The organism is Streptomyces sp. NPDC033270 (assembly GCF_055576575.1).
The window spans coordinates 176,988-191,987 of the sequence record NZ_JBVIRA010000004.1 but is presented as its reverse complement, the minus strand read 5'-3'; the positions used below and the strand labels follow the sequence as shown (position 1 = coordinate 191,987).

The 15,000-nt window shown below is 73.1% G+C and carries 7 protein-coding genes, 3 tRNA genes and 1 pseudogene; 6 read left to right on the top strand and 5 right to left on the bottom strand.

The features are described 5' to 3' along the window. The coding region (locus tag ACZ5XZ_RS09010; protein ID WP_468975586.1) for a HAMP domain-containing protein at positions 1-1,228 on the bottom strand (1,228 nt) is incomplete at its 3' end. Between the two features lie 160 nt (positions 1,229-1,388). Between ACZ5XZ_RS09010 and ACZ5XZ_RS09005 the strand changes: the two genes are divergently transcribed. Together ACZ5XZ_RS09005 and ACZ5XZ_RS09000 are read left to right on the top strand one after the other, a co-directional pair. Beyond that, positions 1,389-3,206, top strand: a complete 1,818-nt coding sequence (locus ACZ5XZ_RS09005) for a SpoIIE family protein phosphatase (RefSeq protein ID WP_468975584.1) — start codon at positions 1,389-1,391, stop codon at positions 3,204-3,206. Between the two features lie 179 nt (positions 3,207-3,385). Continuing rightward, positions 3,386-5,035, top strand: coding sequence for a long-chain fatty acid--CoA ligase (locus tag ACZ5XZ_RS09000; RefSeq protein ID WP_468975582.1), 1,650 nt, complete (start codon positions 3,386-3,388; stop codon positions 5,033-5,035). 76 nt (positions 5,036-5,111) lie between these two features. Here the strand turns inward: ACZ5XZ_RS09000 and ACZ5XZ_RS08995 are convergent, their stop codons facing one another. Together ACZ5XZ_RS08995 and ACZ5XZ_RS08990 are read right to left on the bottom strand one after the other, a co-directional pair. After that, entirely contained in the window at positions 5,112-9,401 is a 4,290-nt protein-coding gene (locus ACZ5XZ_RS08995; protein ID WP_468975580.1) for a PAS domain-containing protein, read from the bottom strand. A 191-nt stretch (positions 9,402-9,592) separates the two neighbouring features. Beyond that, positions 9,593-10,297, bottom strand: a complete 705-nt coding sequence (locus tag ACZ5XZ_RS08990; RefSeq protein ID WP_468975578.1) for an SSI family serine proteinase inhibitor — start codon at positions 10,295-10,297, stop codon at positions 9,593-9,595. 243 nt (positions 10,298-10,540) lie between these two features. On the opposite strand from ACZ5XZ_RS08990, the gene ACZ5XZ_RS08985 reads away from it, so the two are divergent. Continuing rightward, positions 10,541-10,631: transfer RNA gene (locus tag ACZ5XZ_RS08985), tRNA-Ser, on the top strand. A gap of 624 nt (positions 10,632-11,255) precedes the next feature. Continuing rightward, positions 11,256-11,328: transfer RNA gene (locus tag ACZ5XZ_RS08980), tRNA-Arg, on the top strand. A gap of 86 nt (positions 11,329-11,414) precedes the next feature. On the opposite strand, the pseudogene ACZ5XZ_RS08975 reads toward ACZ5XZ_RS08980, so the two are convergent. Next, positions 11,415-11,946: pseudogene (locus tag ACZ5XZ_RS08975) on the bottom strand (replication initiator); the annotation flags it as partial. A 647-nt stretch (positions 11,947-12,593) separates the two neighbouring features. Here ACZ5XZ_RS08975 and ACZ5XZ_RS08970 point away from each other — a divergent pair. Further along, positions 12,594-12,667: transfer RNA gene (locus ACZ5XZ_RS08970), tRNA-Met, on the top strand. A gap of 55 nt (positions 12,668-12,722) precedes the next feature. Here the strand turns inward: ACZ5XZ_RS08970 and ACZ5XZ_RS08965 are convergent. Beyond that, positions 12,723-13,514 carry an NAD(P)H-dependent oxidoreductase gene (locus ACZ5XZ_RS08965; RefSeq protein WP_468975576.1) on the bottom strand — a complete coding sequence of 264 codons (792 nt, stop codon included), beginning with the start codon at positions 13,512-13,514 and terminating at the stop codon, positions 12,723-12,725. A gap of 167 nt (positions 13,515-13,681) precedes the next feature. On the opposite strand from ACZ5XZ_RS08965, the gene ACZ5XZ_RS08960 reads away from it, so the two are divergent. Next, positions 13,682-14,764, top strand: a complete 1,083-nt coding sequence (locus ACZ5XZ_RS08960) for a GlxA family transcriptional regulator (RefSeq protein ID WP_468975972.1) — start codon at positions 13,682-13,684, stop codon at positions 14,762-14,764. The last annotated feature ends 236 nt before the right edge of the window (positions 14,765-15,000 follow it).

The window sequence follows — 15,000 nt, the reverse complement described above, 5'->3', positions numbered from 1 at the left end:
AGACCCCGGATACGCCCCTGACCTGGGCACGGCCGCCGAGCTGGCCTTCGGTGCCGACCTCGCGGGCGACGCGGGTGACCTCGTCGGCGAAGGCGGAGAGCTGGTCGACCATCGTGTTGATCGTCGACTTCAGTTCGAGGATCTCGCCGCGGGCGTCCACAGTGATCTTCTGGCTCAGATCGCCGTTGGCCACCGCCGTGGTGACCTGCGCGATGTTGCGGACCTGCCAGGTCAGGTTGGACGCCATGAAGTTGACGTTGTCGGTGAGGTCCTTCCAGACCCCGGATACGCCCCTGACCTGGGCACGGCCGCCGAGCTGGCCTTCGGTGCCGACCTCGCGGGCGACGCGGGTGACCTCGTCGGCGAAGGCGCGCAGCTGGTCGACCATCTTGTTGACGGTCATCTTCAGCTCCAGCAGCTCGCCGGTGGCCTCGACCGTCACCTGCTGGGTCAGATCGCCGCGCGCCACCGCCGTGGTGACCACGGCGATGTCGCGCACCTGCGCCGTCAGCCGCGACGCCATGGTGTTGACCGCCTCGGTCACATGCAGCCAGTCGCCGGAGAGCCCCTGGACCTTGGCGCGGCCGCCCAGCCGGCCCTCGGTGCCGACCTCGCGGGCGACGCGGGTGACCTCGCCGGTGAACAGCGAGAGCTGGTCGACCATGCGGTTCACTCCGCTGCCCAGGCGGCGCAGATCGCCGTGCAGCCGGCGGTTGCCGTCGTGCAGGTCGACGTGCTGGGTCAGATCGCCGTCGGCCACCGCGTCCAGCACCCGGGTGGCCTTGGCGAGCGGCACGACCAGCGCTTCGAGGACGGTGTTGGCCGCTTCGATGTTCGTCGTCCAGGTCCCCTGCCCCGGGCTCGCGGAGATCCGCTCGTCCAGCCGGCCCTGGCGGAGGATCTCGCCGCGTACGCGCTGCAGCTCGGAGGCCAGATGGACGTTGCGGGCGACGATCTGGTGGAAGACGCCGACCATGTCGGCCAGCACACCGTCCGGCGTGCCGCCGTCCGGGAAGCTCTCCACGCGGGTGGTGAAGTCCCCGTCACGCAGGGCGTTCATCGCCGCGAGCAGCGGCCGTAGCTCGCTGGTGCGCACCCACTGCCCGCCCCCGTCGGACCGGTCCGCGGCGGGCGGCGTGGCGGGCGGCGACGGCGCGGTCGGCCGCGACGACACGGAGCGCCCGGCGGGCGCGGAGGTGGATTCGGGTGGGGGCGGGTCGAGAGCCATGGCGCACCATCCCCCGGTGGTCGTTGTGGAGAGGTCCTATTCCTGCAGAATGATCAATTTGGGCGGATATGACATAGTATAAAGCGCCCGTAATTAGTTTTTCCCGGCACACTCAGGGGGCACAGTGGCAGCGCTGTCCTCCCCGTACACGACGGAATCCGTGTCCCGGAAAGGACTGCCGGCCAATCAGCTCGCGGCCTCCGGAGCACGGAAATTCGTGCGCGCGCTGCTGACCGAACGGGCGGGCGCACCGCCCGCCACGGCGGGCCCCGGCGCCGCGGCGATCAGCTCGGAGCTCATCCACACCGCGGTACTGCTCACCAGCGAGCTGGTCACCAACGCCGTGATGTACGCCGGCACGGACATCGACGTCACCTGCCGCCTGGAACACGGCCCGCCGCCCGACGCCGAGACGGGGGCCGGCCGGGCGAAGGTGGGCGTGGTGGTGGAGGTCTCCGACCGCCACCCGGCCCGGGGCGTACGCGGTGGAGTCGACGCCCGGACCGACGAGCCGGGCTACGGCCTCCAGCTGGTCGGCGCGCTGGCGGAGTCCTGGGGGGTGACCTACCGCAAGTCGGTCAAGACGGTCTGGTTCCGGCTGGAGGCGACCGAGGGGGAGCCGGCACTCGTCGGCACCGCGCCCGAGCCGCGCGGCGCCGAGCCCCCGGTCCGTCTGGCCCACCCCGTCGGCCAGCGCGGTCATCTGCGCGGCCACCCCGCCGAGTGGGCCGACCGCGGCGGCCCGTCCTTCCTGGCCGAGACCAGCGAGCTGCTGGCCGGGCAGCTCGACCAGGACATGGTCACCGCGCTCGCCGCCCAGCTGCTGGTGCCCCGGCTCGCCGACTGGTGCGCCGTCTGGCTGAGCGTCGAGGGCGGCGGAATGCAGCTCTCCCGCGTCTGGCACGTCGACGAGCGGCGGATCAATCCGCTCCGCGCCGACCTGGAGAGCGAACCGCCCGTCGACATGGTCCGTACCGCCGGCACTCCCTGGCCCTGGCCGGAATGCGCCGGCGCGGCCCCTTCGGGCGGCTCCGCGCTCGCCTTCCCCCTGGTCGCCCGGGACACCGACCTGGGCGTGCTGCTGCTCGGCCGGTCCGGGCACCTGCAGATGACCGACACCGTGGTGCGGATGGTCGAGGACGTGGCGCGCCGGGTGGCGCAGGCGGTGTACACCGCCCGCCAGTACACCCGGCAGACCACGATCAGCCTGGCGCTCCAGCGCCGGCAGCTGCCCGCGTCGCTGGCCAGCATCGTGGGCGTGGACACCGCGATCGTCTACGAGCCGCACGGCGAGGGCCAGACCGTCGGCGGCGACTTCTACGACGTCTTCCCGATGGGCGACCGCCGCTGGTGCTTCCTGCTCGGCGACGTACAGGGCAAGGACCCGGAGGCGATGTCCGTCACCGGACTGGCCCGGCACCTCGTACGGCTGCTGGCGCGCGAGGGTCATGGCGTCGAATCGGTACTCGGACGACTGAATCTGGCCATGGCGGAGGAGAGCGCCGAGGCGGTGGAGCTCGGCGGTGAGCAGGCCACCTCCCGCTTTCTGAGCCTGCTGTACGGCGAGCTGGAGGTCGACCCCGGCGTGCCCGGAGCGCGCTGCACGGTCGCCAGCGCCGGCCATCCGCCGCCGCTGCACATGTTCCTCGACGGCGCCGTCGAGCCGGCCTCCGAGCCCCAGATGCTCCTGGGCATCGACGAGGGCACCGAGTACCAGGCCAGCTCCTTCGACCTCGCCCCCGGCGAGACCCTGCTCTGCGTCACCGACGGCGTCACCGAACGCCGGTGCGGCAACTGGCAGTTGGACGACAACGACGGTCTGATCGAGGTTCTGAAGGACGGCGTGGGCCTGGGAGCCAAGGCGCTGGCCGAGCACGTCCGGCGCGCGGCGCACGACTTCGGCACCGGCCCGGTCGAGGACGATCTGTCGGTGCTGGTCCTCCAGGCGCTGCCGCCGACGGTCGAGCCGCGGCCGTGAACGGAGAGCTGCCGGCCGGGCCCGGTTGTGCCCGTTCTCGCTGATCAGCGGGCGCCCGCGGGCCCGTACACGGTGTCGAGAGCTGGCAAGAAACACACCCCCGGGGGCGTGACATACCGCCCGGTATGCGTTGACAATCGCAGCACCACTACCCGCCCGTAACAAAGCGGAGGCACCCGGTGCTGAGCACGATGCAGGACGTACCGCTCACCGTCTCGCGAATCCTGGACCACGGTTCGACGGTCCACGGTGAGTCGCAGGTCATCACCTGGACCGACGGTGAACCGCACCGGCGCACCTTCGCCGAGATCGGCCGCCGGGCCGCGCAGCTGGCCCATGCGCTGCGCGACGAGCTGTCGGTGGCCGACGACGAACGGGTCGGCACCCTCATGTGGAACAACGCCGAGCACATGGAGGCCTACCTCTCCATCCCCTCCATGGGCGCGGTACTGCACACCCTCAACCTGCGTCTGCCCGCCGAGCAGCTGGTGTGGATCATCAACCACGCCCAGGACCGGGTCGTGCTCGTCAACGGGAGCCTGCTGCCCCTGCTGGCACCGCTGCTGGCCCAGCTGCCCAGGGTCGAGCACATCGTCGTCGTCGGCGCGGGCGACACCTCCGTCCTCGACGGCGCGCGGGCCCGGGTGCACGACTACGAGGAGCTGCTCGCGGGGCGGCCGGAGACCTACGACTGGCCGGAGACCGACGAGCGGGCGGCCGCCGCGCTGTGCTACACCTCCGGGACCACCGGCGACCCCAAGGGCGTGCTCTACAGCCACCGTTCGCTGTATCTGCACTCGATGCAGGTCAACTCCGCCGAGGCGTTCGCGCTGACCTCCCGCGACATCACCCTGCCGGTCGTGCCGATGTTCCACGTCAACGCCTGGGGGCTGCCGCACGCCGCGTTCATGGCCGGTGCCTCGCTGCTGATGCCGGACCGCTTCCTGCAGCCCGCACCGCTCGCCGAGATGATCGAGACCGTACGGCCCACGGTCGGCGCCGCCGTCCCCACCATCTGGCAGGGCCTGCTCGGCGAACTGGACGCCACACGGCGGGACGTGGCCTGTCTGCGGACGGTCGTCATCGGCGGCTCGGCCTGCCCGCCGGCCCTGATGCGGGGCTTCGAGGAGCGGCACGGCATCCGCGTCGTCCACGCCTGGGGCATGACCGAGACCTCTCCGCTGGGCTCCGTCGCGCACCCGCCGGCCGGGGTGAGCGGCGAGGACGAGTGGGGCTACCGCGCCACCCAGGGCCGCTTCCCGGCGTCCGTGGAAGCCCGGCTGATCGGGCCCGGCGGCGAGCGGCTGCCGCACGACGGCGCGTCGGCCGGCGAGCTGGAGGTCCGCGGACCGTGGATCGCGGGCGCGTACTACGGCGGCGCACAGGGCGGAGCGCTGCGCCCCGAGGACAAGTTCAGCCCCGACGGCTGGCTGCGCACCGGCGACGTCGGCACCATCACCCCGAACGGCTATCTGACCCTGACCGACCGCGCCAAGGACGTCATCAAGTCCGGCGGTGAGTGGATCTCCTCCGTCGAGCTGGAGAACCACCTGATGGCGCACCCGCATGTCGCCGAGGCCGCGGTGGTCGCCGTACCCGACGACAAGTGGGGCGAGCGGCCGCTGGCGACCGTGGTGCTCACCCAGGGCGCGACCATCGGGTACGAGGAGCTGAAGGCGTTCCTCGGCGAACGGATCGCCCGCTGGCAGCTGCCCGAGCGGTGGGCGCTGATCCCGGCGGTGCCCAAGACGAGCGTGGGCAAGTTCGACAAGAAGGTGCTGCGCCGGCAGTACGCGGACGGGGAGCTGGACGTCACGCTGCTGGCCTGAGCGGGGCGGGGAGGCGAGGCCGGGAGTCCGCGGTGCGGGCGCCCGGCCTCGTACCGCTCGCCGCCGGGTCGGACCCTCAGTTCGTACCGATCTTGGCCAGCAGGTCGACGATCCGGGCCTGCACCTCGGCGCTCGTCGAGCGCTCCGCGAGGAAGAGCACCGTCTCCCCGGCCGCCAGCCGCGGCAGCTGCGCCGGGTCCATGTCGGCGGAGGTGTAGACGACCAGCGGCGTGTGGTCGAGCAGGCCGTTGGCACGCAGCCAGTCGACGATGCCGGCCCGCCGTCGGCGCACCTGCATCAGGTCCATGACGACGAGATTCGGCCGCATCTGCGTCGCCAGGGTGACCGCGTCGCTGTCCGCCCCGGCTCGTGCGACCTGCATCCTGCGCCGCTCCAGCGAAGCGGTCAGCGCGCCCGCGATGGCGTCGTTCTGCTCGATCAGCAGCACCCGCGGCGGGTGCTGCTCGCTGTCCCGCGGCGCCAGCGCCTTGAGGAGCACGGCCGGGTCGGCGCCGTACGCCGCCTCCCGGGTGGCCTGCCCCAGACCGGCCGTCACCAGGACCGGGACCTCGGCCGCGCCCGCCGCCTGGCGCAGCGACTGCAGCGCGGTGCGGGTGATCGGCCCGGTCAGCGGGTCGACGAAGAGCGCCGCCGGATACGCCGCGATCTGCGCGTCCACCTCCTCGCGGGAGTTGACGATCACCGGGCGGTAGCCGCGGTCGCTGAGCGCCTGCTGGGTGGCGACGTCCGGCGCCGGCCAGACCAGCAGTCGACGCGGATTGTCGAGCGGCTCGGGCGGCAACTCGTCATCCATCGGCAGCGGTTGACGGTCCACCACCTCTATCGCGCCGTTCGGGCCGTCCAGCGGCTCGGGGCCCTCGCTGCCCTCGTCGGGCGCGGAGATCGCAAAGGCGCGGCCTTCGCTGGCGTCCATCAGATGCGGCTGCGGCTGGGCCGGCTGCTTGGGCTGCGCGGGGACCGGGCTCCGGTCCGGCTGCTTGCCCTGCTGCGGCTGCGGTGCGCCCGGGTGCGGGCGCGCCCCGTCCGCCGCGGAGTCGGCCGCGAGGGCGCGCTCGCCGTCCTGCGGGGGCGCGGCGAGCTTACGGCGGCGGCCCGAACCGGCGGACGTCCCACCGGGCGGTGTGCTGCCGGGCGGCGCCGGCGGACGCTGCTGGTCGGCGATCTGCTGGGCGAAGGGCACGCCCTGCCCGAGCGTGCGCACGCTGAACGCCCGGGAGTGCCCCGGCTGCCCGTCGTCCTCGGCGGCGGGCGGCAGCGGTTGGCGGTGCGCCGGCGCGGGGGCGTGTCCCGCAGCCTCCTCGGCGGGGCTGGGACGGCCACGGCGGCGGCCGGTGGGCGCGGGGGCAGCCGGGTCCTGAGGCGTCTGGGGCGCGCCGCCGTTCGGGGCCGGGGCGGTACCGGGCGCCCGGAGCGCGTCGTTGCCCGCCACCGGGCCCATCCCGGGCGCCATGCCGGTTCCCGTCCCGGTCGCCGACGCCGGATCCGTCGCCCCGGCCGGCTCGACGGGCTCGGTGCCCCCGGCCGGGCCGGCGGCCTCGGTCGACTGCGCCACCAGCCCTTCGGGGCCGGCCACGAACGTGCCGGACGACTCGGCGTCGGCCATCGCGGCCGCCGCGCGCTCCTCGGCGGCGGCGCGCCGGGCCCGCCGCCGACCGGTCGGCTCGGACTCCGCCGCACCCTGCGGCGCACCGGGGCCGGCGGCCGCCTCCAGCTCGTATGCGGACTGCTGAGCGGGCGCCGTCGGCTCCGGGCCACCGGCCACCGGGCGGCGGGCACGACGGCGGCCCGTCCCGGCGCCGTCCTGCGCGGGCACCTGCTCGGCGGCCGCGGGAAGTGCGGGCAGCGCGGACTGCGCCGGCTGCGGGGTCTGGTCCGCCGCGGCGGGCGGCAGCGCGAAGGCCGTGCGCGCACCGGCCGACTGCTGGGCGCCGGCCGCCGCGGCCGCCTGCACCCGCTCGCCCTGCGCGGTGCGCTCGGGCGCCTCGGCCAGCGCCCGGCGCGCCCGCCGGCCGCTCGGCTGGACGGGGCCCAGCCCCTGCGGCTGCGCCTGGCCGGGCACCTGCGGCGGAACCGGAGCGGAGGCCTGACCGGGAGCCGGGGCCTGTCCCGGAACGACGGCCCGGCCCGGCACCTGCGGACGGGCGGGAACGGGCACCGGCGCCGAGGGAGCGGCACCGGCCGCGGTACGTGCCGGCGCGCCTGCCGCGGGCTCCTGAGGGCCGGCGGCCTGCTGCCCGGGCGCCTGGCCCGCGCCGGCCGGCAGCGCGGGCAGCCCGCCGCCCTCCGGCGCGTCCTGCCGGGCCCGCCGCCGGCCGGTGGGCGGTACGGCCTCGGCCCCCGCCATACCCGGCGGCAGCCCCGTACCGTCCGTGCCCGCCTGCGGGCCGGCCACCGCCGCGCCGCCGTCCTGCGGACGCGCCTTTGGGCCGCCGTCCCGCCGCGCGCCCTCGCCCGCCGCACCACCCGGAACACCGGCACCCTGCGTACCGCCGGCCACCGGACCGTTGCCCACCCCCGCAGCCGGTGCGCCCGCGGCTGCGTTCACTGAGTTCTCTGCGTTCTGTTCCGCGCCCGCGCCCGCGCGCCGGGCCCGCCGACGACCGGTCGGCTGCGCGAGGGGCTCACCGGCCCCGCCCGTGGCACCGTCACCCTGCGCCCGGCCCTCGGCGCCCGCGCCCTGGCCCCCGGGCACCTGGCCACCGTCCGCCGCATCGCCCTGCGTGCCGCGCGCACGGGCCGCCGGAACCGGCATCACCGTCGTCTCGTTGCCGACCGGCCCGTCCGCCCGGTCCACGCCGGCCGTCGCCGTGCCGTCCGCCGACACCGGCAGCTCCAGCACATACGCGCTGCCGCCCGCACCGGGCCCACCGCCCTGCGCCCCCGGCACCTCGTGTGTCTGCATCAGCCCGCCGTGCTGCCGCACGATCCCGCGCACGATCGGCTCATGGACCGGGTCACCGCCGTCGAACGGCCCGCGCACCTCGATCCGTACGACATCGCCGCGCTTGGCCGCCGCCACCACGATCGTCGAGTCGCCGGGGATCGCCCCCATGCGCCCGCCCGCGCCGGGCCCGGCCTCACCGACCGGCATCCGGCCCGTGGAGTCCACCCCCGCGACATCCGCGATCAGGTGCGACAGCGCCTGCGCGATCCGCTCCGGGTCCACCACCGCCTCTATCGGCGGCGCATGCACCGCGAACTGCGCCCGGCCCGGCCCGATCAGCTCGACCGCGCCCTCCACACCCGCGGCGACCACCGCGTCCAGCGACACCTTGGTGCGGTTGAGCTTCTCCTTGCCCGAGTCCAGCCGCTGGTAGCTCAGCACGTTGTCCACCAGCGTCGTCATCCGGGCGTGACCGGCCGCGAGGTGGTGCAGGATCTGGTTCGCCTCGGGCCACAGCTGGCCGGCCGGATCGGACGCGAGCGTGCCCAGCTCGCCCTTGAGCTCCTCCAGCGGCCCGCGCAGCGCCTGGTCGAGTACGGCGAGCAGCTGGGCGTGCCGGGCCGCCAGCGAGTCGAGGGCGCGCCGGTCGGTGAAGGTCATCACCGCGCCGACCAGCTGATCGCCGTCCCGCACCGGCGCCGTCGTCAGATCGACGGCCACCGCGCGCCCGTCCTTCGCCCACAGCGCCTGACCGCGCACCCGGTGCTTGCGCCCGGACTTGAGCGTGTCGGCCAGCGGCGTGTCCTCCCACGGCAGCGCACTGCCGTCCGCCCGCGAGTGGTGAATGAGCGGGTGCAGCTCCTTCCCGCCCAGCTCACTCGCCCGATAGCCGAGGATCTGCGCGGCAGACGGATTGACGAGGACGACCTTCCCCTCCGCGTCGACCCCGACCACGCCCTCGGCCGCGGCCCGCAGGATCATCTCGGTCTGCCGCTGCTGGCGGGCCAGCTCGGTCTCGGTGTCCAGCGTGCCGGTGAGATCCCGTACGACCAGCATCAGCAGCTCGTCGCCCGTGTAGCCGTTGCGGTGATCGGCGTACGCGGCCTCGAAGGCGCTCTCGTACGGGGTCCGCCCGTCCTCCAGGTTGGCGCTGGTCACCTCGACCAGCAGCTCCGTGCCGTCGGTACGCCGCGCGACCATCCGCGTCGGCTTCGTCCGCGGCCCTTCGATCTCCTCGTCCCGGCGCCGCATGGAACCCGGGATGCGCTTGGAGTCGAAGGACGGCAGCAGATCGAGCAGCCCGCGCCCCACCAGGGCCGTACCGGGTGCCTCGAAGGTCTCCAGGGCGATGGTGTTGGCGTTGACGACCGTGCCGTTGCAGTTGACGAGCAACAGCGCGTCGGGGAGGGCGTCGAGTATGGCTGCGAGGCGAGCAGCGCCTCGGGATGGCCTGCTGCTCACGAGACGCTTCCCTCCTGTTACCGCACCGTGCCGACCCACCGTGGCGGATCGCTGGGATGGAGTCTACGGGCACTTGCCCGCGAAGCGGAGGCGGATGACGAGGAGGTAATGGCACGGCCGTGGGCGACTCACCGCACGCCCGACATGTGCCCCTCGTCCTGACCTGGCGCGCTACTGCGGCACGAAACAGGTCACAAAGTGGTCCGGGGGAGCAGAGGTTCGAAGCGGCTCCAGCGGCTGATCTCACATCCGTCGGTGCGCTTGAAGTCGGCGTCGACCGGACGCCCCGCCCAGGTTCCGGACACATGCGCGGTGGCCGGACCGCCGTACATCATCGTGCACTGCGCGCTCTGCGGAACGGGCGCGAACGGGTCTTTGCCCCACTTCGTCATCTCGTCCAGCTTGTCGCAGGCGCGCCTGGCGTCGAGGTGGCTGCCGCGGCCGGGGTGGCAGTACAGCTCGAAGGTGCCGTCGGTACGGACCGAGCCGGAGCCGTGGACGGTGACGGTGAGGTGGTCACTGGGCGCGCGATGGCGGCCCGCGCCGTGAACGGGACCCCGTCGCTTGACGATCCCCTGCTGCCCGTGCCGTCCAAGGTGCCCATGCTGTCCGTGCTGATCGACAACGCCGAGGTCGCCGATGCCGTCCGCGATGCGGGTGATGTCAGCGACGTTGGTGATGTTGTTGATGCTGCCGATTCCGGTGCCGTTGGTGATGTCGACGGGCGTCGGGTGGCCATCGTGCCCGCGGTGGCTCGCACCGCTCGCGCCGCCACCGGACCGGTGGTGCGGCAGCGGGATCGGGGCGGCCGACGCGGCGGACGACGCCAGGGCCAGTGCGGCGGTGGCGGCGGTGGCGGCCGCGGCGATGAGGGAGGGGGTCCGGCGGTGCGGCATCACAGGCTCCAGAGAGGCGAGTGCGGGGCGGTACGCGGTACGTACGCGCCGGGGGCGCACGACACGCGTGTCGCCACGGCCCCCACACTCCTAACGCGCCGCCGCCCCCGACGTTGCGCTGCAGGAACGTCTTTGCCGGGTGGCCCGCGCGCCTAGTACCGTAGGGGGCGATTGGTGACAGCCCTTGGAGCTGTGCCATCATCTGGACACACCACAGCGTGCGTGCGCGCATGTGGGGTGTGTGGAGGCGTCGCCTAGTCCGGTCTATGGCGCCGCACTGCTAATGCGGTTTGGGGCTTACCCCCCATCGAGGGTTCAAATCCCTCCGCCTCCGCTCTTCTTCGCTCAGGCCCCGGTCACTCCGACCGGGGCCTGAGCGCTTTTGCGTACGGGGGCGGGCGCGATGCCCGGGTGCGCGAGCGGGACGGGCTGGGTGGGCGCGATGCCCGGGTGCGCGAGCGGAGCGGGCCGGGCGGGCGCGCGAGGGGGGCGGGGCGGGTGCGGGGCACGGCGGGCACGGGGCCGACATCCCGCGCCGCACCACATGATCACCGTCGCCTGACACCGACACCCCGGACCGGCACCCCGGACCGGCACCCCGCACCGATACGCCCGCACCGATACGCCCGCACCGCGCGCACTACGAGTCCTGGCCTCTGGCACCTGAGACCTGACACCCGACGCCCTCGGGAGGCGCAACGTGATCACTGACTTCCGACGTCCCGGGCCGGGCGCTACGACCCCTGCCGCCCCGGACCGCCTCGAAGAGGACTACACCCGCCCGAACTTCGTCCGGATCATCGAGAACGCCCTCCGGCCCCCGCAGTCCCCAGCAGCCACCGCGAGCACATTTCCGCAGGTCAGAGGGGCTGCACCTAATGGATTTCGCCTCACGGCGCAGGTCATGTAATGTTGTTCCCGCAACGCCGACCGGCAAGAAAAACCGCCGGAAAGCCAAGCGCTCGTAGCTTAACGGATAGAGCATCTGACTACGGATCAGAAGGTTGCAGGTTCGAATCCTGCCGAGCGCACAGCAGATCAAAGCCCCCGCCGGGTCACTCGGACGGGGGCTTTGTCGTGCCGTACAGCAACGAAGTACAGCAACCAGGTCAGCCGGTCCACCCATCGCCTCGGAGAGCTGGCCCAGGGCGGAGCGCGCCTCTTCCTCACTCGCCTCCGCGTAGACCTCCATCGTCATCGCGATCTGTGAGTGCCGCAGGATGCGCTGAGCGACCTTGGGGTGGACCTTCAGGGCGACCGGGAGCGGAGCTGCAGGTGTGCCGGGTATTCCGCAGCGGGATGACCCGGAGGCCGGCCCCGCGAGCACGGAGAGCGAACATCCGGGTGAGGTTCCCCGGCTCGATCGGGGTGCCGTGCTTCGTCGTGAAGACCAGCCCGTGACTGTCCTGCCAGAGATCACCAGCAGGGGCGTCGGCGGTGCCGGTGGTCTCGGCGGCTTTGGTGGCGTACTTGGCGACGAAGGAGGCGACGGCTTGTTCGGTGATGTCTTCGCCGTCGCCGAAGGTGCCGACGGCTGGGACTCCGACCTCGACGCGGGCTGCGGCGGCGCGGAGAGCGTCGGCAATTAGGTCGTGGGTGGCCCAGCCCGGAGGCGGGGTGTCGGGGCCGTCGGGCCCGTCGAAGCGGATGGCGACAGCAGTGAACGCCGGGGGACGCGAGGGATCTTCGGTGGCGTAGACAGGCCACCATCTTGGCGCCACCTCGGTTGCCTGGCTGAACTTGTAAGGCGGTGGTCGAGTCTGTCATGTCAGCCGCACCTGAACTCAGAGCCGAGCGTTGAGGGTCATGAACGACCGTCACTCGATGAAGCGGTAAAAGGCCGGCCGCACGTCGGACGCCGTCCAGCGCCAGTGAGCGGTGGGGTAGGTCTCGCCAGTCGATCCCGCTGCCTGCCCACGGGAGCGCGCTGAGGTAGGCATCAAACTGGGCCCGACAAGAGCACGGGCTGCGGGATCGCATCATGCTCATGGAGCCAGGGGCCGATCTGATCTATACGCATGCTCCAGAGGCCAGGCCGCCGGATCACACCGCACTTTGCCCTCCGGTAGTGGATCACCTTCGGTTGCTGGGCCGGTAGCGGGCTGCGGGGCAGTGGTTGCTGTACAGCAGCTGAGTACAGCCACCACTGCAACCCATCGCGGCTGTCGATGCAGATGGTGTGGGTGTCGGGGGGAGTTGGGGGGTGGTTCGGGGGCGTGCTGGGGGTGGGGTGAGGGTGGGGTGGGGGAAACGATTAGGCGTTGGGGCCGGAGTCGCGTAGTGTTCGGGGAACCGACGCGGGGTGGAGCAGCTCGGTAGCTCGCTGGGCTCATAACCCAGAGGTCGCAGGTTCAAATCCTGTCCCCGCTACTGATGCCGTAGGCCCAGTGGATTTGTATCCGCTGGGCCTACGGCCTTTTTGCGTTCAGTCGTGGGTCGGGGGTGGTGCGGAGGTGTAGTGGGCGGCCGGGCCGGTGGGGGTCGGGGCCAGGTGGGGGTGGAGAAGGAGGTCGTCGTCGTAGTCGCCGGTGTTCTGGTGCCGGAAGGGGAGCGGCTCGGTGGTGGGGAGGGTGTGCAGCCGCTCCCGTAGGCGGGTGGCGGCGGTCCCGTAGGCGGTGGGGGTGGCGCGGTCCGCGCCCGGGATCAGGAGGGGTGGGACGACGGAGATCCCCGTGTACCAGAGGGTGCCGTGCTGGAGGGGGAAGAGGAGGTCGTTGAGGTCGCCGTTGACGCCGCGCGGGCCGAGGGTCGCGGCGCGGGCGCCGGCGGTGGTGATGACCATGGCGCGCTTGCCGGTGAGTCTGCCGTCGCCGTAGCGGCGCGGGCGGCCGGTGGCGGGGTCGCTGAGGCCGAAGGCGAAGCCCTTGACGAAGACGCGGTCGAACCAGCCCTTGAGGATGGCCGGCATTCCGTACCACCAGAGGGGGAACTGGACGATCAGGGTGTCCGCCCAGGTGAGTTTGCGCTGTTCGGAGGCGATGTCGGGGCTCAAGTGGCCGTTGGTGTAGGCGCGTTCGGAGGCCTCGCCGACCAGGAGGCGGTCGGACGGGTCGTGGTCGTAGTCGGCGGCGTCGACCACCGGGTTCCACTTCATGGCGTACAGGTCGGAGACGCGGTACTGGTGGCCGTGGGCTTCGAGGGTGCGCAGGCCCTCCGTCTTGAGGGCGCCGCTCAGGGAGCGCTGGTCGGGGTGTGCGAACAGCCAGAGGACCTTCATGGCGTCCACTGTCCGGGGTGGGCGGGACGGCACACGAGTGGCCGGATGGTCATAGAGTGCAAGGATCGGGCCATGGGGGATCGGGGCATGGGGTGGAGGAGGCGGCGAGGGGTGTGGTGGGTGTGCGGGATGTGAGGGGCGTGAGTGGTGTGAGTGGTGTGAGGCGTATGCGTGGGGTGGTCGAGGGGCGTGGTGGGGGTTCGGAGGGGGCGGCGGGTGGTGAGGGGCGGCGGCACCGGGTGGCCGTGCTGGTGCGGGACGGGATGCTGCCGATCGAGGTGGGGATCGTGCACCGGATCTTCGGGGAGGCCCGGTCGGCTGCCGGGGAGCCGCTGTACGAGCTGGTGACCTGCGCGCTGGAGCCGGGCGAGGTGCGTACGGACACCGACTTCACGGTGAACGTCGCGCACGGTCCGGAGGCGCTGGCGGAGGCCGACACCGTGGTCGTGCCGGCGGCCAACGCGGACTACGGCCCGGGGGAGGAGCAGCGTGCCGGGCGGCTGGGCGCGGCGATGGCCGACGCGCTGCGGCGGATCCGGCCTGGGACCCGGGTCGCGTCGATCTGCACGGGGGCGTTCGTGCTGGCCGCGGCCGGGTTGCTGGACGGGCGGCGGGCGACCACGCACTGGCGGTCGGTGGACGACTTCCGCCGGCTGTTCCCGGCCGTCGAGCTGGACGCGGATGTGCTGTACACGGACGAAGGGGATGTGCTGACGGCGGCCGGGGTCGCGTCGGGGATCGATCTGTGTCTGCACATGGTCCGGTGTGACCACGGGGCGGCGGTGGCCAATGACGTCGCGCGGCGGACGGTCGTGCCGCCGCACCGGGAGGGCGGTCAGGCGCAGTACATCCGGCGGCCGATTCCGGAGCCGCAGGTGTCCTCCACGGGGGCGGCGCGGGCCTGGGCGCTGGAGCACCTGGACCGGCCGCTGAGCCTGCGGGAGCTGGCGGCGCGGGAGTCGATGAGCGTACGGACCTTCACCCGGCGCTTCCGGGAAGAGGTCGGGGTTTCGCCGCTGCAGTGGCTGACCCAGCAACGGATCGAGAGGGCACGGCAGTTGCTGGAGGAGACGGAGCTGACGGTGGACCGGATCGCGGCGGAGGCGGGGTTCGGGACGGCGGCCTCGCTGCGCGCGCATCTCCAGTCGGCGTTGGGGGTGTCGCCGCGGGCGTATCGGAGCACGTTTCGGGGGGCTGGGGACGGAGCCGCCGGTGGCGGCAGCGGCGGTGGTGGTGGGTTGGTGGCGTGAACCTGGGGGGGACCCGGCGCGGTCCGGGGCGGCGGGGGGGCAGGGGCTGGTCGGACGGGGTGAGGTGCGGTGGCGGGGCGCTGTCAGTGGGCGGTCGTACGCTGGCGATGTGTGGCGGTGTACGGGACCACGCTGGTCGGGCGGCGGGTCGGGCAGGGTGACGGGGTCGGTGCCGGGGCCGGAGGGGCCGTTCGGGCAGCGGCTCGGCTGGTACTGCGCCGAGCGGGGCGAGGAGC